The organism is Pseudomonas sp. MUP55 (assembly GCF_034043515.1).
GTDB lineage: Bacteria > Pseudomonadota > Gammaproteobacteria > Pseudomonadales > Pseudomonadaceae > Aquipseudomonas.
In genome coordinates, this window is the sequence record NZ_CP138214.1 from 607,761 (window position 1) to 627,586 (window position 19,826).

Below are 19,826 nucleotides of genomic sequence, written 5' to 3' on the forward strand. Positions count from 1 at the left end.
GCTTGTAGCTGGCAGCTTGCCGCTGGGCTATCGCTTCAGTGACCCGCCGTTTTGGAGAACAGCTGAATCACCACCACGCCCAGCACAATCAGCGCCATCCCCAGCATGGCCGGAATATCCAGCTTCTGCCCGTAGATAAACAGCGCCGCAATGCTGACCATCACGATGCCCATCCCCGCCCACACGGCATAAGCCACGCCAACCGGCACCGTGCGCACCACCAGGGTCAGCATCCAGAACGCCACGCCGTACCCGACGATCACCAGCAGCAGCGGGATAGGCGTGCTCCAGCCTTTGATGGCTTTCATCGAAACGGTCGCGATCACTTCCGAACAGATGGCGATGGCCAGGTAACAGTAGGCAGCGTTCATGGTGCATTCCTCAAGGTGAAGCTCGTTTGATAAGGTCGGCATTCTAGAGGTTCAACAGATGGGGTAAAGTCATTACCTATCCGTATTCAAGATAGGTTCAGCCATGAGTGTGCAATGGGATCTGGAACAGATGCGCCTGTTTGTCAGTGTCGCCGAGCAGCGTTCGTTCTCTGCCGTGGCGCGCGGGCAGCGCAAGGCGCAATCGGCGGTCAGCAACGCTATTGCGATGCTCGAGGCAGACCTGGGCGTGAGTCTGTTCGAGCGTAGCAGCGGCCGCCAGCCGCGCCTGACCGAAGCCGGCAGTGTGCTGCTGGAGGAAGCACGTGAAGTGCTGCGCCAGTGCGAGCGCCTGACGGGCCGGGCCCTGTCGTTGACCCGTGGCGAAGAAGCTTGCCTGCGCCTGGCCCAGGACGAGGCGATGTTGTTCCAGCCGGTGCTCGACAGCCTTGAGGCGCTGGCGGTGCGCTATCCGCTGCTTGAGGTGCAGTTGTCCAGCGCCGCCCAGGGCGATGTGGCGCGCAAGCTGGTGGAGCGTCAGGCCGACCTGGGCCTGTTGTTCTACCACGACCAGATTCCCGAAGCCCTTGAGCGGCGCGTGGTGGGCAGTGTGGAAATGGTCACGGTGTGCGGTGTGAATCACCCATTGGCCAAGGAAAAGTACGTCGATTGCCAGCGACTGGCGCAGTTTCGCCAGTTGCTGATGTCGACCCAGACCAGCGTGTACCCCGGCAGTGAAGCCGCCAGCCCGCTGGTGTGGCGGGCCGACAGTTTCTACGTGCTGGCCGAATGGCTGATGAGCGGCCTCGGTTGGGCCTGGTTGCCACGGCATATCGTGCAGTACCCAACCTATCAGCAACAAATGGTCGAGCTGGACAGCGAATGGACCCCGCCGGCGCTGGTGGTAGAGCTGGTGTGGCGCCGCGATGAACACCTCGGGCCGGCCGCGCGCTTTTTGGCTAAACGTTTTGCCGAGTGCTTGCAGGCGATTGACTGAAAAAGCCGATAAACTCCGCCGCCATGAATAGAACTCTCTACACCTGTCTGTTTTACCTGGCGCTGCCGTTGGTGGCTTTACGTCTGTGGCTGCGTGCACGCAAGGCGCCGGCCTATGCCCAGCGCGTGGGCGAGCGGTTTTCCTATGGCTTGCCGGCGATGCAGCCCGGCGGGATCTGGGTGCATGCGGTGTCGGTGGGCGAAAGCATCGCCGCCGCGCCGATGATCCGCGCCTTGCTTGAGCGTTATCCGCAGTTGCCGATGACCGTCACCTGCATGACGCCCACCGGTTCCGAGCGCATCCAGGCACTGTTCGCCCATGAGCCGTGCGTTCAGCATTGTTATCTGCCGTACGACTTGCCCTGCGCGGCCAGGCGTTTCCTCGACCGGGTACAGCCCAGGCTGGCGGTGATCATGGAGACCGAGTTGTGGCCTAACCACATTCATGCCTGCGCCCAGCGCGGTATTCCGGTGGCCCTGGCCAATGCGCGGTTATCGGCGCGCTCGGCCAAGGGGTACGCACGGTTTGCCAAACTCACAGCGCCGATGCTGGCGCAAATGAGCCTGTTTGCGGTGCAGACCGAAACCGAGGCCCAGCGTTTTCGCAGCCTGGGCGCGCGGGCTGAAACCGTTGAAGTGACCGGCTCGATCAAGTTCGACCTGACCATCGACCCGCAGCTGCCGGAGCGCGCCGCCGCCCTGCGCGAACATTGGGGAGCTGGCGAGCGCCCGGTGTGGATCGCCGCCAGCACCCACGAAGGCGAAGACGACATCGTGCTCGCGGCCCATCGGCAACTGCTGGCCAGCTACCCCAATGCGCTGCTGATACTGGTGCCCCGTCATCAGGAACGTTTCGGCCCGACCTTCGAACGGTGCGTGCAGCAAGGCTTTGCCACGGTGCGGCGCTCCAGTGGCGAAACGGTCACCGCGCACACCTCGGTGCTGCTGGGCGACACCATGGGCGAGTTGCTGTTTCTGTACGCCTTGGCCGACAGCGCCTTTGTCGGCGGCAGCCTGGTGCCGACCGGAGGGCACAACCCGCTGGAACCGGCGGCGTTGGGCAAGCCGGTGATCATGGGGCCGCACCTGTTCAACTTCCTCGAAATCAGCGCGATGATGCGCGAGGCCGGGGCGTTGCGCGAAGTGGATGATGCAGAAGGGTTGGCCGAAGCGGTGCGCCAGTTGTTCGAGCTGCCGCAGGATGCGCGCAGGATGGCCGAGGCAGGATTGAAGGTGATGCGGGCCAATCAGGGGGCTTTGAAGCGCTTGTTGGATGGTTTGGACAAGCTGATAACCCCCTGAGTCAGCAGTGACCAACATGTGGGAGGGGGCTTGCCCCCGATGACGGAGTGTCAGTCAACACTGCTTGAATTGACAGATTGCCATCGGGGGCAAGCCCCCTCCCACATTGGTTTGTGTTGTTTTCAGGAGCCGGGGCGGGCCTTCAGTTGTTCGGCGGCGGCCTTGGCCAGGTCCGGCGGCAGGAAGTCCTTGTCCGGGTTGTAGTCAGCCTTCAGATAGCGCGTCAGCTCCTGCAGATCCCCCGGGTTCAAGGTGCCCGCCGCCTGCTTCAAGCGCAGGTTGTCGAGGATGTAGTCGTAGCGGCTGTTATTGTAGTTGCGCACCGACGAGTAGAGCTGGCGCTGGGCGTCCAGCACGTCGACGATATTGCGCGTGCCCACCTGATAACCGATTTCCGTGGCTTCCACCGCGCTCTGGTTGGAGATGATCGACTGGCGGCGCGCTTGAACCTGCTCCACATCGGTGTTCACCGCGCGGTGTAGGTTGCGGGTGTTTTCCACGACTTGGCGGCGCAGGCCTTCGCGTTGTTGCTCGGTCTGGTCGAGACGTGAATACGATTCACGCACCTGCGAACTGGTGAGGCCGCCGCTGTAGAGTGGGATGTTCAATTGCAAGCCGATGGTCCTGCGCGACGCATCTCCACGATAGTCGGGGCCAAAGGGGTTGGGGTTGCTGGCGCCCAAGGCGTCGTTGTCACCCTTTTGGTATTGCGCAACGGCATCCAGGGTCGGTGCGTGTCCCGCTTTGCGCTGCTTGAGTGTCTCTTCGGCGGCGGTGACCGCATAGTTGCTCGCCAGAAGATTAAGATTCTGGCGCCCGGCGGTCTCGACCCATGCCTTGGCGTCGTTTGGCGCTGGCGGTAATACCGGCAGCGTGTGGACGATTCCCTGGATTGAGTTGTACTGACGGTTGGTGAGCGTGATCAACGCTTCGAAGGCGTCTTCCACCTGGCGCTGGGCCACGATGCGGTTGGCGCGTGCAGTGTCATAGCTGGCCTGGGATTGCAGTACGTCCGTCTTGTCCGACAGGCCGACATCGAAGCGCTCGTTGGACTGATCCAGCTGGCGCTTGAAGGCAGCCTCTTCGGCCTTGGTGGTCGCCAGGTTATCTTGAGCCCGCAGCACGCTGAAGTAGCTCTCGGCGCTCTGCAGGATCAGGTTTTGCTCGGTGGCCGACAGCTGCAGCGCCGCCTGTTCGTTGACGGCTTCAGCTGCTTGCAGTTGGAACCAGCGGTCGGCGCGAAATAACGGTTGGCTCAAGGTCGCGCGCCAGGAATGTGCGTCACGGTCTATCGTGGCCGCTGGCTGATCGAACTTGTTGCGCACATTATTGGAATCGGCGCTCGCCGACAGGTTCGGCAGCAACCCGGCACGGGCCTGCGGGACGACTTCTTTCTGCGCGCCATATTGAGCGCGAGCGGCGGCCAGATCGGCGTTGTTATCCACAGCTTCCTGGTAGACGCTGACTAGGTCAGTTTTGGTCGACAGGGGCGCTTCTGCTGCCCAGGCCATTCCGTTGGTCGCACAAGACACGGCCAGAGCCAGTGAAAGTTTGCGCAGCATGAGGCGATCCCTAGTAAGAATATTATAGTAATAATTTTGCGCTCAAGGCTAAGGTGGGCCGTTCCTGGCGTCAAGCGTCGAGGCAGTGCCCGAGTGTAGTTGCGCGATCACGGCACAACAATCCCGCAATCATGTGATTTATCGGGGCGGCTACATCGCTATTGGCAATTTGCCCACGCCATGGTCTAGACTGGATGCGTTCTTGTCGGGGTGCCTTGTTGGAAGGCTGAGATCGGTAAATACCGGATCCCGTTGAACCTGATCAGGTTAGCGCCTGCGTAGGGAACAAGATTTCTCGTCACCCGGCGAGTCCTCTTGTGCTTCGTCCGGGATGTTGTTCGACAATCGAACAGCCCTCGTGCGCCAAGCACAGCACTGGCTCCAGTGCATCCGTCCGTCACAGGTTCGCTCCGACAAACATCCACCGCCTGGACAGTTGGAGAGCCCGTGATGAGCACAGAAATAAAAAGTACAAAACTGAAAAACACCGTGCACCTGAGTGAATCGGCCAAGGTCGACGCAGGCTCCGTGCAGCCGTTTACCCGCTCACAGAAAATCTACGTACAAGGCACCCGCCCGGACATTCGTGTGCCGATGCGTGAGATCAGCCTGGACGTGACCCCCACCGATTTCGGCGGTGAAATCAACGCGCCCGTGGTGGTCTACGACACCTCCGGCCCCTACACCGACCCCAACGTGATCATCGACGTGCGCAAAGGCCTGGGCGATGTGCGCTCGCCCTGGATCGAATCGCGCGGCGACACCGAGCGCCTGTCGGGCTTGAGCTCGCACTTCGGCCAACAGCGCCTGAGCGATGCCGAGTTGACCGCCCTGCGTTTCGCCCATGTGAAAAACCCGCGCCGCGCCAAGGCCGGGGCCAACGTCACGCAAATGCATTACGCGCGCAAAGGCATCATCACCGCCGAGATGGAATACGTCGCCATCCGCGAGAACATGAAGCTTGAAGAAGCCCGTGCCAGTGGCCTGCTCGACCAGCAGCATGCCGGCCACAGCTTCGGCGCCAGCGTGCCGAAAATCATCACGCCGGAATTTGTGCGTGAAGAAATCGCCCGTGGCCGCGCGATCATCCCGGCCAACATCAACCACACCGAACTGGAACCGATGATCATCGGCCGTAACTTCCTGGTGAAGATCAACGGCAATATCGGCAACAGCGCACTGGGCTCGTCCATTGAAGAAGAAGTGGCGAAACTGACCTGGGGCATTCGCTGGGGTTCTGACACGGTGATGGACCTGTCCACCGGCAAGCACATCCACGAAACCCGCGAGTGGATCATCCGCAATTCGCCAGTGCCGATCGGTACGGTGCCGATCTACCAGGCCCTGGAAAAAGTCGGCGGCGCCGCTGAAGACCTGACCTGGGAGCTGTTTCGCGACACCTTGATCGAACAGGCCGAGCAGGGCGTCGACTACTTCACCATCCACGCCGGCGTGTTGTTGCGCTATGTACCGCTGACCGCCAAGCGCGTCACCGGCATCGTTTCCCGTGGTGGCTCGATCATGGCCAAGTGGTGCCTGGCGCACCATAAAGAGAACTTCACCTACACGCATTTCGACGAAATCTGCGAAATCATGAAGGCCTACGACGTCAGCTTCTCCCTCGGCGACGGCCTGCGTCCAGGCTCGATCGCCGACGCCAACGACGCCGCGCAATTCGGTGAACTGGAAACCCTCGGCGAGCTGACCAAGATCGCCTGGAAACACGACGTGCAAACCATGATCGAAGGCCCTGGCCACGTGCCGATGCAGTTGATCAAGGAAAACATGGACAAGCAGCTGGAGTGCTGCGACGAGGCGCCGTTCTACACCCTCGGCCCGCTGACTACCGACATCGCGCCAGGTTATGACCACATCACCTCCGGTATCGGTGCGGCGATGATCGGCTGGTTCGGCTGCGCCATGCTCTGCTACGTCACCCCCAAAGAGCATTTGGGCCTGCCGAACAAGGATGACGTGAAGACCGGCATCATCACCTACAAGATCGCGGCGCATGCCGCCGACCTTGCCAAGGGCCATCCGGGTGCGCAGATACGCGACAACGCGCTGAGCAAGGCGCGCTTCGAGTTCCGCTGGGAAGACCAGTTCAACCTCGGCCTGGACCCGGACACCGCGCGCTCCTATCACGACGAAACCCTGCCGAAGGACTCGGCCAAGGTCGCGCATTTCTGCTCGATGTGCGGGCCGAAATTCTGCTCGATGAAGATCACTCAGGAAGTGCGCGAATACGCGGCCAACCAGCGCATTGACGCGGTGGATGTGGACGTGGCCAAGGGCCTGGCCGAGCAGGCTGAGCGGTTCAAGCAGGAAGGCAGCCAGCTTTACAAAAAGGTCTGATTCGGGATTTCAGGGGCCTATAAGGGCCTCATCGGGGGCAAGCCCCCTCCCACCTTTGACGGTGTGAACCCGATCAAATGTGGGAGGGGGCTTGCCCCCGATAGCCATATCCCAAACAACAAATGCCCCTCAGAGATACCCCCCTTGAACATTCACCCAAGTACCTACTCCCCCGACATCGCAGTGCCCGCCGACAAACGTGTCTTCGGCGCCCGCGACCTGTTCTCCCTGTGGTTTTCCCTGGGTATCGGCCTGATGGTCCTGCAAACCGGCGCGCTGTTGGCGCCGGGCCTGGGCTTGTCCGGCGCCTTGCTGGCGATTTTCCTCGGCACCCTGGTGGGCGTGTTGTTGCTGGCCGCCGTCGGCGTGATCGGCAGCGACACCGGCCTGTCCGCCATGGCTGCGCTCAAGCTCAGCCTCGGTACCAAAGGCGCCAGCCTGCCGGCGCTGTTGAACCTGCTGCAGCTGATTGGCTGGGGCTCGTTCGAGATCATCGTGATGCGCGATGCCGCCAGTCTGTTGGGCACGCGTGCGTTCAGTGAAGGCAGCCTGTTGGCGAGCCCCTTGCTGTGGACCCTGTTCTTCGGCGGCCTAGCAACTTTGCTGGCGGTGACTGGCCCGCTGACCTTCGTGCGGCAGATCCTGCGCAAGTGGGGTATCTGGCTGCTGCTTGCGGCCTGCCTGTGGCTGACCTGGAACCTGTTCGCCAAGGCCGACCTCGCCACCCTGTGGGCTCAGGCCGGTGACGGCTCGATGCCGTTTGCGGTGGGCTTTGACATTGCCATCGCCATGCCGCTGTCCTGGCTGCCGCTGATCGCGGACTACTCACGCTTTGGCAAGCGCGCCAAAAGCGTGTTCGGCGGTACTGCGCTGGGGTTCTTTATCGGCAATTTCTGGCTGATGAGCCTGGGCGTGGCCTACACCCTGGCCTTTGCGCCAAGCGGCGAGGTGAATGCATTGCTGCTGGCCCTGGCCGGTGCCGGCCTGGGTATTCCGCTGTTGCTGATTTTGCTGGACGAGTCGGAAAACGCGTTTGCTGATATTCACTCGGCGGCGGTGTCCAGTGGGATTCTGCTGCGCCTGAAGGTCGAGCACCTGGCGTTGGCCATTGGTGTGGTTTGCACCTTGATCGCCTGCTTTGCGCCCCTGGCGCAATACCAGAGCTTCCTGTTGCTGATCGGCTCAGTGTTCGCGCCGCTGTTCGGCGTGGTGCTGGTGGACCACTTCATCCTGCGCCGTCGGGCCCAGGGCGCGGTGACCCTGCTGCACTGGCCGGCGCTGGTCGCGTGGCTGGGCGGCATCGCGACCTATCATCTGCTGGCCAATCTCTATCCGGATGTCGGCGCTACCCTGCCGGCGTTGCTGCTGGCAGGGCTGTTGCAGTGGATCCTGGGGCGGGCGGTCAGTGGCGTGCGGGCATCAGCTCAGGCTTGATCACGCCAGTCAGGCGCGCATAGGGGAGGGTGATTTCGATCAACCCCTGTGCGTAGGGGGCGATGGTGGCAACGTTGTACTTGAGCACTACGCCGCCACTGGTCAGGGCCACGTTCGGGGTTTTCTGGAACGGCCAGTTCTTCACGAACTCCGGGTCGCGGTCCATTTTGGTGTTGATCAACCAGCTGTTGTGCGCAACTTTTGCGGTATTCCAGAAGGCCTGCTCCTGGCCGGGCAGCAACATGTCGGCCAGGCCCAATTCTTTGTGCAGCACACGTGAATAGTTGATGAACCCGCGGCCAGGTTCACCGTGGGCCACGCCGGTGTCCAGGTAGCTGGACACTTCAACGATCACCAGTGCGTCATGCTGCTCACGTACTTTGGCCTGCAAGTACATGCTGTGGCGGTCGGCGGACTCACGCAGGAATTTATCCCGATAGGCATTGAGCGTCGCAGGCGTGGCGGCGCCGGGCGTGGTGCGGGTCATCTGCAGCAAGCGCTGCTCCACCAGGCTGTCGAGTTGCGGGTCGGCGGGGAAATGCACGGTATCGATGTTCACCAGCGGGCAATCCGGGCTGCCGCAGCCAGGTTTGGTTTGTTCCGATTTGTCGGTGGTGACCTCCAGCGGCTTGAGCTGGCTGGGTTGGAACAGGCTCTGGCAGGCGCCCAGGGCCAAGGCAATGCAAGCCACGGAGGCGATTTTTAAAAGCGACATGGGTGTCCTTCGTAAATCGATGGAAAGCGAAAAGAGTAGCGCTTGGACTGCCAACAGGGCCGCCAGTTCGCCACTAGACTGATTAGAGTGAGTTTGACGCCCGCCGTCTATCCCGGCAACCGGAAAGGGGCTGCGCCAACCGGCATCGGCGCGTTAGGATGGCGCCCATTGCGCGGCTTATGACGAGGAAGACTATGACCGATTTGACGAAGTCGACGCCGAACAAGATCGAAATTGTTCAGCGCGACCATGCCTATAAAGGTTTCTACCAGCTCGATCGGGTGCAACTGCGCCACGAGAAGTTCGACGGCGGCATGAGCCGCGTGATCAATCGTGAAGTGTTCGTGCGTCACGATGCGGTGTGTGTGCTGCCTTACGACCCGCAGCGCGATGAAGTGGTGCTGATCGAGCAGTTCCGCGTAGGCGCCATGGGCCGTACCGACAACCCATGGCTGGTGGAAATGGTCGCCGGCCTGATTGACAAGGACGAGCAACCGGAGGAGGTTGCACACCGCGAGGCCGAGGAGGAAGCTGGGCTGACGTTCGCGGCGCTATGGCCGATCACCAAATATTTCCCCTCGCCCGGCGGCAGTACCGAATTCGTCCACTTGTACCTGGGCCGTTGCGACAGCTCGCAGGCCGGTGGCATCCATGGATTGGAAGAAGAGGCAGAAGATATCCGTGTTACCACCTGGGCGTTCGAAGATGCCTTTCAGGCGGTGCGCGACGGTAAGATTTCCAATGCAGCCAGCATCATCGCCCTGCAATGGCTTGCGCTTAATCGCGCGGAAGTGAGGGGGTTATGGCAGTAAAGGCACGGGAACGTTATCGGGTCGACCTCATCGGGCTGCAAGCTGCGTGCGAGGCCAACTATGCGCGGCTGATGCGCCTGTTGCCCGACATGCGCCACGCACCCGAGGCACGGCGCATCGCCGTGACCCACGGCGATCAGATGCTCGGCGTGCTGACGCTGGAAGTCATCGTCAATTGCCCCTACACCACCACCCTGCGCGTGCGCCAGGAACACAGCCTGCCGTGGCTGCCAGTGCCACAGCTGGAAGTGCAGGTGTACCACGATGCGCGCATGGCCGAAGTCATCAGCGCCGAACATGCGCGACGCTTTCGCAGCATCTATCCTTACCCGAATGTGTTCATGCACCAGCCCGATGAGAAAGCACAGCTCAATGTGTTCCTCGGTGAATGGTTGAGCCATTGCCTGGCCTTGGGCCATGAGTTCGAAGTCGTGCGGTAGATGTGAACGGCGCCCGTTTCCTGGCTTCCCTCTTTGTGTCCTGCCCCAGCATAATCGCCCCAACTATCTAATCCTGTGATTGCCAGGGAGAGCGCCTTGCCGAGCGTATCCGCTGTGAAACCTGACGTTGCGCTGCTGGTGCAGCTGTCCGACAGCCATCTGTTTGCCGAGGCAGACGGCGTGCTGCTGGGCATGAATACCCGCGAGAGCCTGCAGCGGGTGATCGAACGGGTGCGCGAGCAGCAGCCGCACATTGATCTGCTGCTGGCCACGGGAGATCTGTCCCAGGACGGCACGTTGGCCTCGTATCAGCAATTTCGCGATATGACGGCGCCCTTGGGCGCTCCCGCGCGCTGGATCCCCGGCAACCACGATGAACCACAGATCATGGCCCAGGCCGCCGTGCACAGCGACCTGCTGGAGCCGGTGGTGGATATCGGCAACTGGCGCATCACCCTGCTGGACTCCGCCGTACCCGGCTCCGTGCCAGGCTATCTGCAGGATCAGCAACTGCAATTGCTCGCCCAGGCCCTGAGTGAAGCGCCGAACCGGCATCATCTGGTGTGCTTTCATCATCACCCGGTGTCGATCGGCTGTGCCTGGATGGAGCCTATCGGCCTGCGCAATCCCGAGGCGCTGTTTGCCGTGCTCGACCGGTTCCCCCAAGTGAAAGCGGTTTTGTGGGGCCATGTGCACCAGGAAATCGACAGCGAGCGCAACGGCGTGCGCCTGCTGGCGTCGCCGTCCACCTGTATCCAGTTCGCACCGGGCAGTGAGGACTTCCAGGTCAGCGACCAGGCGCCAGGCTATCGCTGGCTGCGTTTGCATGCCGACGGGCGGTTGGAGACCGGGGTGGAGCGGGTCAAGGATTTCGCTTTTACCGTCGACTACGGCAGCAACGGCTATTAATAGCTGTAAACACTGATCAAAATGTGGGAGGGGGCTTGCTCCCGATGACTGAGTGTCAGTCAGCCCATGTGGCAGCTGACACACCGCTATCGGGAGCAAGCCCCCTCCCACATGGGTTCTCACACAGGCCCCCGATCCCTGTAAACTGCGCCTCTTTGGCTGATGCACGGAGAGCCTGGCATGTCCGCTTCGATCCTCTATATCCACGGTTTCAACAGCGCGCCGGCCTCCAACAAGGCCAGCCAGTTGATCACCGTCATGGACAGCCTTGGCCTGTCCGGGCAGTTGCGTGTGCCGGCGCTGCATCACCACCCGCGTCAGGCGATTCCTCAATTGGAGGAGGCCATCGCAGAACTCGGCAGGCCGCTGCTGGTCGGCAGCTCGCTCGGCGGCTACTATGCAACCCATCTTGCCGAACGCCATGGCCTCAAGGCGCTGCTGGTCAACCCGGCGGTCAGCCCGCATCGGATGTTCGACGGTTACCTGGGGACCCAGAAGAACCTCTACACCGATGAAACCTGGGAGTTGACCCACGACCACGTCACGGCCCTGGCCGAGCTGGAAGTGCCAGCCCCTCAAGACGCCGCGCGGTATCAGGTGTGGTTGCAGACCGGGGACGAAACCCTGGATTATCGCCTCGCCCAGCAGTATTACCGGGCCTGTGCCTTGCGCATCCAGGCCGGCGGCGACCATGGTTACCAAGGGTTCGCCCAGCAATTGCCGGCCCTGTTGAGCTTTGCCGGCATTGGCGCTGATCAGTATCAATCCTTCGATTTTGCGTCATTGTAAAAATCGCAGGTCATTTTTTAATCGAACGACTCACGACGAGACCCCATGGCCACTCCCAGCGCTAGCTCTTATAACGCCGACGCCATCGAAGTCCTCTCGGGCCTCGACCCGGTGCGCAAACGCCCCGGCATGTACACCGACACCAGTCGGCCGAACCACCTTGCCCAGGAAGTCATCGACAACAGCGTCGACGAAGCCTTGGCCGGGCACGCCAAGTCGGTGCAGGTCATTCTGCACGCCGACCACTCCCTGGAAGTGTCCGACGACGGTCGCGGCATGCCGGTGGACATCCACCCTGAAGAGGGTGTGTCGGGCGTCGAGCTGATCCTCACCAAGCTGCACGCCGGCGGCAAGTTCTCCAACAAGAACTACCAGTTCTCCGGTGGCTTGCACGGCGTGGGTATTTCCGTGGTCAACGCCCTATCCACGCAGGTCAGGGTCAAGGTCAAGCGCGACGGCAACGAATACCAGATGACGTTCGCCGATGGCTACAAGGCCACCGACCTCGAAGTGATCGGCACCGTTGGCAAGCGCAATACCGGCACCAGCGTGTACTTCGCGCCGGACCCGAAATACTTCGATTCACCGAAATTCTCCATCAGCCGCCTCAAGCATGTGCTCAAGGCCAAGGCCGTGCTGTGCCCCGGCCTGCTGGTGAGCTTTGAAGACAAAGGCACCGGCGAGAAGGTCGAGTGGCACTACGAGGACGGGCTGCGCTCCTACCTGGAAGATTCCGTCAGCGACTTCGAACGCCTGCCCAATGAGCCGTTCTGCGGCAGCCTGGCCGGTAACAAGGAAGCCGTCGACTGGGCGCTGCTGTGGTTGCCCGAAGGCGGCGACAGCGTGCAGGAAAGCTATGTCAACCTGATCCCCACCGCCCAGGGCGGCACCCACGTCAATGGCTTGCGCCAGGGTCTGCTGGATGCCATGCGCGAATTCTGCGAATACCGCAGCCTGCTGCCGCGCGGCGTGAAGCTGGCGCCGGAAGACGTGTGGGAGCGCATCGCGTTCGTGCTGTCGATGAAAATGCAGGAGCCGCAATTCTCCGGCCAGACCAAGGAGCGCCTGTCCTCCCGCGAGGCGGCGGCGTTTGTCTCGGGCGTGGTCAAGGACGCTTTCAGCCTGTGGCTCAACGAACATCCGGAACTGGGCCTGGCCCTAGCCGAATTGGCGATCAACAACGCCGGTCGTCGCCTCAAGGCCAGCAAGAAGGTCGAGCGCAAGCGCATCACCCAGGGCCCGGCATTGCCCGGCAAGCTGGCCGACTGTGCCGGCCAGGACCCGATGCGTTCCGAGCTGTTCCTGGTGGAAGGTGATTCCGCCGGCGGTTCCGCCAAGCAAGCGCGGGACAAGGAGTTCCAGGCGATCCTGCCGTTGCGCGGCAAGATTCTCAACACGTGGGAAGTCGACGGCAGCGAAGTCCTGGCCAGCCAGGAAGTGCACAACATCGCCGTGGCGATCGGCGTCGACCCGGGCGCGGCGGACATGAGCCAGTTGCGCTACGGCAAGATCTGCATCCTCGCCGACGCCGACTCCGACGGTCTGCACATCGCAACCCTGCTGTGCGCGCTGTTCGTGCAGCACTTTCGCCCACTGGTGGATGCCGGCCACGTCTACGTCGCCATGCCGCCGCTGTACCGTATCGACCTGGGCAAGGAGATTTTCTACGCCCTGGACGAGGCCGAGCGCGATGGCATTCTCGACCGCCTGGTGGCCGAGAAGAAGCGCGGCAAGCCGCAGGTCACGCGATTCAAGGGCCTGGGTGAAATGAACCCGCCGCAACTGCGCGAAACCACCATGGACCCGAACACCCGGCGCCTGGTGCAGTTGACCCTGGAAGACTTCGCCGGGACGTCGGAAATGATGGACATGCTGCTGGCGAAAAAGCGTGCGCCGGATCGCAAGGCCTGGCTCGAATCCAAAGGCAACCTGGCCGAGGTTCTGGGCTGATGCGCACAGGCGTCGCCCTGGCGATCCTGATGTTATGCGGGTTGGCGGCCATCGATGTGGCCGCCGCGCCCGTGGCTGAGTTAAAGCTGGTGTCGGAGCATCCGGTAGACGGCATGCGTGGCGGCAACCTGTCGGGCCTGGCGCTGTGTGGCAACGAGCTGTGGACGGTATCGGATCGCGATGATGACCAGATTTATCGTCTGGACACCCGCGAGCCGGCCTGGAACGCCGAGGTGGTGAAGATCGACGTACCACCCGTGCCCGAATCGGGCCTGCCGTGGGGGTTGCGCTCGCGCACCAAGGCGGCCTCGTTCATTCGCGGTGGAGACCTGGATTTCGAAGGTATCAGCTGTGATGCCGCAGGTAACCGCTACATCGTCAGCGAAGCCCATGCGGCGGTGTTGCATGTGCCGGTAGAAGGCGCGCCCGAGTGGTTGAAGATAGCCCCTGGCATGGTGCGCGAAGCGCGGGCCAGCGGCCTGTTGCTGCACTTCAACGCGTTGTTCGAGGGCCTGGCAGTGAATCCGCAAGGCAACCAGCTCTGGCTGGCCGCCGAGCGTGAGCGCCGTGGCCTGGTCTCGATCAAACGTGGGCAAAGCGTGTGGGATTGTGACGGCCCCTGCGTGTTGTTGAACGAGGCCGGGCTGGAAGTGCAGCCGGCGCAGTTCACCAACGCCAAGGCGGTGTCGAAGGATTTTGCCGATCTGGCGCTATTCGGCGACAAGCTGTTTACCCTGGAGCGCAACGCGTTTCAGATCTGCCGGCGCGATACGCTAACGGCCAAGGTTGAGCTGTGCTGGTCGTTTGCCGACGAAACCCTGACGCCGCAGCGGCGTTATCCCCAGCCCTACGGCCTGGCCGAAGCCCTGGTGGTGGACGCCGATGGCGCCTGGATTGGCATCGACAATAATTTCGGCGCGCGTGCCGACGGTGAAAAGCGCCCGGTGGTCTATCGTTTTGCCGCCCCGGCCGGCGGCTGGAGTGCCCAGCCATGAGCCGCGACTTTTTTGAATTGCATCAGCGCGGCGGCAGTTCCGCTGCGCCTTACCCCATGATGAGGCCCGCATGAGTGACATCCTCGCAGACAGCTTAGATGGCGTAGAACGCCGATCGCTGGCTGACTTCACCGAAAATGCCTACCTCAACTACTCCATGTACGTGATCATGGACCGTGCGCTGCCGCATATCGGCGACGGACTGAAGCCGGTACAACGGCGCATCATCTACGCCATGAGTGAGTTGGGCCTGGACGCCGATTCCAAGCACAAGAAGTCGGCGCGTACCGTCGGCGACGTGCTCGGCAAATTCCACCCCCACGGCGATTCGGCCTGCTATGAAGCCATGGTGCTGATGGCCCAGCCGTTCAGCTACCGCTACACCCTGGTCGATGGCCAGGGTAACTGGGGTGCGCCGGATGATCCCAAGTCCTTCGCCGCTATGCGTTACACCGAGGCGCGCCTGTCGCGCTACTCGGAAGTATTGCTCAGCGAGCTGGGCCAGGGCACCGCGAACTGGGGGCCGAACTTTGACGGCACCCTCGACGAGCCCCTGGTGTTGCCGGCACGTTTGCCGAATATCCTGCTTAATGGCACCACCGGCATTGCGGTCGGCATGGCCACCGACGTACCGCCGCACAACCTGCGCGAAGTCGCCACCGCCTGCGTTCGTTTGCTCGATGAGCCAAAAGCCACGGTCGAGCAGCTGTGTGAGCATATCCAGGGCCCGGACTACCCGACCGAAGCGGAAATCATCACGCCGCGCGCCGACCTTCTGAAGATGTACGAAACCGGCAAGGGCTCGGTGCGCATGCGCGCGGTGTACCACGTCGAAGACGGCGACATTATTGTGACCGCCTTGCCGCATCAGGTGTCCGGCGCCAAGGTGCTGGAGCAGATCGCTGCGTTGATGCAGTCCAAACCGTCGAAATTGCCGCAAGTCGCCGACTTGCGCGATGAGTCCGACCACGAGAACCCTTGCCGTATCGTGATCATCCCGACCAATAGCCGGGTTGACCATGAAGTGCTGATGCAACACTTGTTCGCCAGCACCGACCTTGAGTCCAGCTACCGGGTCAACGTGAACATCATCGGCCTGGACGGCAAACCGCAGCTCAAGAACCTGCGCAATCTGCTGGTGGAATGGCTGGAGTTCCGCGTGCAGACCGTGCGCCGTCGCCTGCAATTCCGCCTGGACAAGGTCGAGCGCCGCCTGCACCTGTTGGACGGCTTGTTGATTGCCTACCTGAACCTGGATGAAGTGATCCATATCATCCGTACCGCCGAGCACCCGAAGGCCGAGTTGATCGCGCGCTTCGAGCTGAGCGAGATCCAGGCCGACTACATTCTCGACACGCGCCTGCGCCAGTTGGCACGCCTTGAAGAAATGAAGCTGCGCGACGAGCAGGATGCATTGCTCAAGGAACAAGCCAAGTTGCAGGCGCTGCTGGGCAGCGAAGCCAAGCTCAAGAAGCTGGTGCGCAGTGAACTGATCAAAGACGCCGAAACCTACGGCGATGACCGCCGCTCGCCGATCGTCGAGCGCGCAGAAGCGAAAGCCCTGACAGAAACCGAGCTGTTGCCTAACGAGAAAATTACCGTCGTTCTGTCGGAAAAGGGTTGGGTTCGTTCCGCCAAGGGGCATGATATTGATGCCACCGGCCTGTCGTACAAGGCCGGTGATGGCTTCAAGACCGCGGCGGCGGGGCGTTCCAACCAATTTGCAGTGTTTATCGATTCGACGGGGCGCAGTTATTCGGTGCCGGCCCACACCCTGCCATCCGCGCGCGGGCAGGGCGAGCCGTTGACCGGACGCCTCACCCCGCCACCGGGGGCGAATTTCGAGTGCGTGCTGCTGCCGGACGATGATTCGCTGTACGTCATCGCCTCCGACGCCGGTTACGGATTCGTGGTCAAGGGTGAAGACCTGCAGGCCAAGAACAAGGCGGGCAAGGCGTTGTTGAGCCTGCCGAACAACGCCAAGGTAATCCTGCCGCGACCCGTGGAAGATCGCGAGCACAACTGGCTGGCTTCGGTGACCACCGAAGGGCGGTTGCTGGTGTTCAAGATCAGCGACCTGCCGCAGTTGGGCAAGGGCAAGGGCAACAAGATCATTGGTATTCCGGGAGAGCGGGTGGCCAGTCGCGAAGAGTACGTGACCGACATCGCCGTCATCCCGGAGGGGTCGACTCTGGTGCTCCAGGCGGGCAAGCGCACGTTGTCCTTGCGCCCTGACGACCTTGAACACTACAAGGGCGAGCGCGGTCGACGTGGTAACAAACTGCCTCGAGGCTTCCAGAGAGTGGATGCTTTGTTGGTAGAAACGCCTGCTTAAGGCGTACTAGAGGCCTCGATCTACGATTTAACGCGTAGATCGACGCATTGGCGCTGGAGTCATGGCGCATATTCACGGATGATATGGCCTTTCCAGCGCCGGCGTGGCCGAGCGTATTTAGGTTATTTTTAGTATTACATTGTGGTTCGCCTTGTGGCAGCCACCTGGATGGGATGATGACTGCTCCACGCCTTCCTCTATTTTTGATGCTCGCTGGCCTGTTAGGGCTGGCGGGTTGCAGCACACACCAGCCGGTGTCGCTGTACCAGCTGGACAGCGGAAGTCCGGCTCAGCCAGCACAAACCGCTGGCATGGCTGTTCTTCTGGGTCCGGTAGTCGTTGCCGACTACCTGCAACGCGAAACCCTGCTGCAACGTCAGAACGACGGCAGCCTGCAAGGTTCCACTGATGGTCGTTGGGCGGGAAGCCTCTCCTCCGATATCAATCAGTTGATGCTGCGTCAGGTGGCCGGCCACTTGGACAGCCAGCGTGTGGTCCTGGCGCCAGGGCCCTCCGGGTTTACCCCGGATGTGCAGGTATTGCTCACCATCACGCGGCTTGACTCCGGCAAGTCGCAACCGGCGATCCTGGATGCGCAGTGGCGCCTGATCGACCGCCGCGGGCAGGTACGGGACAACCGAATCGTGCACCTGCAGGAAGAACATGCCGGCACCACGGCATCCCAGGTCCAGGCTCAGGGCGTGCTGTTGCAGCACTTGGCGCAACAGTTGGCGGTGGCGCTCAAGCCATTGGCCAACCAGCCGCCGATTGCCGAGGCCCCGCGCAAGCAGGCCCCGGCACAGGCTAAGCCAGCAGCCCCGGAAAAGCCCAAGATGCCGATGGCCACACCGATTCGCACGGATTTGGAAGTGTTCAGGTTCTGATCTGAACGGCAGACAAACAAAAGGCCCGCTGAATCAGCGGGCCTTTTTGTTTGTCCAGACTCTGGTCCTGGCACTTGACCAATGTGGGAGGGGGCTTGCCCCCGATGGCGGTGGTTCAGTGAGTGATGTGCTGACTGATACTCCGCTATCGGGAGCAAGCCCCCTCCCACCGGGTTTCTGTGGTGTGCTTCAAGCTGCCGCACGGAGCGCAGACCAAATGTGGGAGGGGGCTTGCCCCCGATGGCGGTGGTTCAGTGAGTGATGTGCTGACTGATACTCCGCTATCGGGGGCGAGCCCCCTCCCACAAGGTTTTGCGGTGTGCTTCAGGGCTTGCGCGTCTCATGCATCCGCGCCAACTGACGCTCTAGCATCGACGGGTACGGCTCCATCAACCGCTCAACACAGCTGGCCCCTTCAGGGCTGGCAATCGGGCGGATACGGGCGCGCTGGCGGATCAGCGAATCTTCACTGATCTTGCGCTCCACCAGCAGCAGGTTGCGGCTGTGTTGCGACAAGGCCAGGGCGTCCTGGGCGATCTCGGTCAGCAGCAGGTCGATCTGGCTGATGCCGAACAGGTCATCGCCCACCGTCAGGCCAAGCTGCAGTTGCAGAGTGATGCCGCTGTCCGCCACTTCGATCTGCAGGGCATGGCCCAGGGCGCGCAGCAACTCGCCGCAGCAGATGGCGTTGGTCAAGTAGTCTTCGCCGCTGTCTTCGCTGTGGAACAGCATCAACGTGCTGCCGTCGTTCAGGGTGTGCAATTCGCTCTGGTAGAGCGAGGCGGCCTGGTCGAGGCAGTCGCGGTAGCGTTCCAGCAGTTCCGTCAAACGGGCGCGGGGCAGGCGGCGCAGTTGGTCCTGGGCACCCAGCTGCACGGCGAGTACGGCGCTGTACTGCGGCTCGGTGCTTTTGGCCGGAAGCGGTTTCGGCGCTGCCGCAGGCGCGGCGTCGGCGGTGTCGCGCAGGTCGGCAAACGGGTCTTCGTCGTCCAGCTCGTCTTCTTCGGCCTTGATCACGTGCCGCGGCGCAGGCTTCAAACCCGCGACCGGAGCGCTGTCGTCAAAGCCTGGGTCACGCAGGTCACGAACCTCAAACTCAGGCTCGTCGTTGTAGTCGGCGTCGTCGTACTCCGGCTCGGGCTCGGGTTGAACCTCAGGCACGGTCGGCTCCGGGGCGAAGCTGGCATGCAGCTGGCGCGCGAGGTCGCCGATTTCGTCCTGGCGGTCGGTGGCCGGGGTGTGTTCGTCGATATCGCGTAGCCAGATACGCAGCTGCATCAGCGGCGTGGAGATATGCCGCCCGAGGCGCAGGCTCAACGCCAGGGCCAGGGCCAGCAGGATCGCGCTCAGGATGCCCATGCTTTGCAGGCTGATGGTCATCGGCTGTTGGAACTGTTGCATGTCCAGGCTGATGCGCAATTGGCCGGCTTTTACGTCCTGGAACGTGATATTGCTCTGATACAAACCTTCGGCTTCCCCCAGCAGGCCGTTTTTCGGGCGCTGCCCGGCTTCGGCCATGATCCGGTTGTCCACGCTATAAATAGCGGCGTGGGCCACCAACGGGTTCTTGGTCAGGTTGTTGAGCAGCACGTTGAGGCTGAGGATGTCGTTGGACACCAGCAACTCAGTCGCCGAGGTGGCGGTCTGGGTGGTCAAGCTCTCGCCCAGGGCGTCGGCTTGCTCGTGCATGGCCTGCTTGAATTGCAAACCCATCACGCAGGCGTAGATCACCAGGGCCAGAGCGACCAGGATGACGTTATGGCTGGCGATGCGTAATGCGATCGGTACACGGCGGTGGCGCAGTGCCCGGAAGATCAGCAGGAAGAAGTTATCGGTTTTTACTGGCGTGGGCCGGTTCACTTGCGCTCGGCTCTTGGTCCGTGAAGTTGACGCGCAGTATAGCGACAGGCCCATGACCGGCAAAGCGCTGGCTGTGCCCGATGGTCACTGAAAGTGGGTAGAATGCGGTTTTTTTCCAGC

General features: G+C 62.0%; 16 protein-coding genes and 1 riboswitch. Of the genes, 12 read left to right on the forward strand and 4 right to left on the reverse strand.

What is annotated here, in order from left to right; translation table 11 throughout:
* Positions 1 to 35: 35 nt before the first annotated feature.
* Positions 36 to 371 carry a DMT family transporter gene (locus SC318_RS02545; protein WP_320429520.1) on the reverse strand — a complete coding sequence of 112 codons (336 nt, stop codon included), beginning with the start codon at positions 369 to 371 and terminating at the stop codon, positions 36 to 38.
* A gap of 103 nt (positions 372 to 474) precedes the next feature.
* Here SC318_RS02545 and SC318_RS02550 point away from each other — a divergent pair, with 103 nt between their 5' ends.
* Positions 475 to 1,365: a LysR family transcriptional regulator gene (locus SC318_RS02550; protein ID WP_320429521.1), complete on the forward strand. Its 891-nt coding sequence runs from the start codon at positions 475 to 477 to the stop codon at positions 1,363 to 1,365.
* 23 nt (positions 1,366 to 1,388) lie between these two features.
* The gene (gene waaA / locus SC318_RS02555) at positions 1,389 to 2,666 is read left to right on the forward strand and encodes a lipid IV(A) 3-deoxy-D-manno-octulosonic acid transferase (protein WP_320429522.1); all 1,278 of its coding nucleotides are present in this window, start codon (positions 1,389 to 1,391) and stop codon (positions 2,664 to 2,666) included.
* 122 nt (positions 2,667 to 2,788) lie between these two features.
* Here waaA and SC318_RS02560 read toward each other — a convergent pair whose 3' ends face one another.
* Positions 2,789 to 4,228 carry a TolC family outer membrane protein gene (locus tag SC318_RS02560; protein WP_306491356.1) on the reverse strand — a complete coding sequence of 480 codons (1,440 nt, stop codon included), beginning with the start codon at positions 4,226 to 4,228 and terminating at the stop codon, positions 2,789 to 2,791.
* 196 nt (positions 4,229 to 4,424) lie between these two features.
* Positions 4,425 to 4,530: riboswitch (TPP riboswitch) on the forward strand.
* A gap of 148 nt (positions 4,531 to 4,678) precedes the next feature.
* Between SC318_RS02560 and thiC the strand changes: the two genes are divergently transcribed.
* Both thiC and cytX read left to right on the forward strand, forming a co-directional pair.
* Positions 4,679 to 6,583, forward strand: a complete 1,905-nt coding sequence (thiC, locus tag SC318_RS02565; RefSeq protein WP_320429523.1) for a phosphomethylpyrimidine synthase ThiC — start codon at positions 4,679 to 4,681, stop codon at positions 6,581 to 6,583.
* Between the two features lie 144 nt (positions 6,584 to 6,727).
* Complete coding sequence (gene cytX / locus SC318_RS02570) at positions 6,728 to 8,017, forward strand: putative hydroxymethylpyrimidine transporter CytX (RefSeq protein WP_320429524.1); 1,290 nt, start codon at positions 6,728 to 6,730, stop codon at positions 8,015 to 8,017.
* On the opposite strand, the gene SC318_RS02575 is transcribed toward cytX, so the two are convergent.
* Positions 7,986 to 8,732 carry an RsiV family protein gene (locus SC318_RS02575; protein WP_320429525.1) on the reverse strand — a complete coding sequence of 249 codons (747 nt, stop codon included), beginning with the start codon at positions 8,730 to 8,732 and terminating at the stop codon, positions 7,986 to 7,988. The two genes, cytX and SC318_RS02575, sit on opposite strands and share 32 nt — an antisense overlap.
* Before the next feature lie 194 nt (positions 8,733 to 8,926).
* Between SC318_RS02575 and SC318_RS02580 the strand changes: the two genes are divergently transcribed.
* The 8 genes from SC318_RS02580 to SC318_RS02615 all read left to right on the forward strand — a co-directional run bounded on the left by SC318_RS02580 (position 8,927) and on the right by SC318_RS02615 (position 17,846).
* Positions 8,927 to 9,544 (forward strand): NUDIX domain-containing protein, encoded by a 618-nt coding sequence (locus SC318_RS02580; protein ID WP_320429526.1) that lies wholly within the window; start codon positions 8,927 to 8,929, stop codon positions 9,542 to 9,544.
* Complete coding sequence (locus SC318_RS02585; RefSeq protein WP_017138485.1) at positions 9,535 to 9,984, forward strand: DUF1249 domain-containing protein; 450 nt, start codon at positions 9,535 to 9,537, stop codon at positions 9,982 to 9,984. Before SC318_RS02580 ends, SC318_RS02585 begins: the two co-directional genes overlap by 10 nt.
* 96 nt (positions 9,985 to 10,080) lie before the next feature.
* Positions 10,081 to 10,893, forward strand: coding sequence for a 3',5'-cyclic-AMP phosphodiesterase (gene cpdA, locus SC318_RS02590; protein ID WP_320429527.1), 813 nt, complete (start codon positions 10,081 to 10,083; stop codon positions 10,891 to 10,893).
* A gap of 180 nt (positions 10,894 to 11,073) precedes the next feature.
* Entirely contained in the window at positions 11,074 to 11,682 is a 609-nt protein-coding gene (locus SC318_RS02595; protein WP_320429528.1) for a YqiA/YcfP family alpha/beta fold hydrolase, read from the forward strand.
* Between the two features lie 45 nt (positions 11,683 to 11,727).
* Positions 11,728 to 13,632, forward strand: a complete 1,905-nt coding sequence (gene parE / locus SC318_RS02600) for a DNA topoisomerase IV subunit B (protein WP_124384843.1) — start codon at positions 11,728 to 11,730, stop codon at positions 13,630 to 13,632.
* Complete coding sequence (locus SC318_RS02605; protein WP_320429529.1) at positions 13,632 to 14,627, forward strand: esterase-like activity of phytase family protein; 996 nt, start codon at positions 13,632 to 13,634, stop codon at positions 14,625 to 14,627. Before parE ends, SC318_RS02605 begins: the two co-directional genes overlap by 1 nt.
* A 70-nt stretch (positions 14,628 to 14,697) precedes the next feature.
* On the forward strand, positions 14,698 to 16,962 hold the full coding sequence (parC, locus tag SC318_RS02610) for a DNA topoisomerase IV subunit A (RefSeq protein WP_320429530.1): 2,265 nt from the start codon (positions 14,698 to 14,700) through the stop codon (positions 16,960 to 16,962).
* A gap of 173 nt (positions 16,963 to 17,135) precedes the next feature.
* Positions 17,136 to 17,846: a PqiC family protein gene (locus SC318_RS02615; protein ID WP_320429531.1), complete on the forward strand. Its 711-nt coding sequence runs from the start codon at positions 17,136 to 17,138 to the stop codon at positions 17,844 to 17,846.
* 324 nt (positions 17,847 to 18,170) lie between these two features.
* On the opposite strand, the gene SC318_RS02620 is transcribed toward SC318_RS02615, so the two are convergent.
* On the reverse strand, positions 18,171 to 19,706 hold the full coding sequence (locus SC318_RS02620; protein ID WP_320429532.1) for an AhpA/YtjB family protein: 1,536 nt from the start codon (positions 19,704 to 19,706) through the stop codon (positions 18,171 to 18,173).
* Between the last annotated feature and the right edge of the window lie 120 nt (positions 19,707 to 19,826).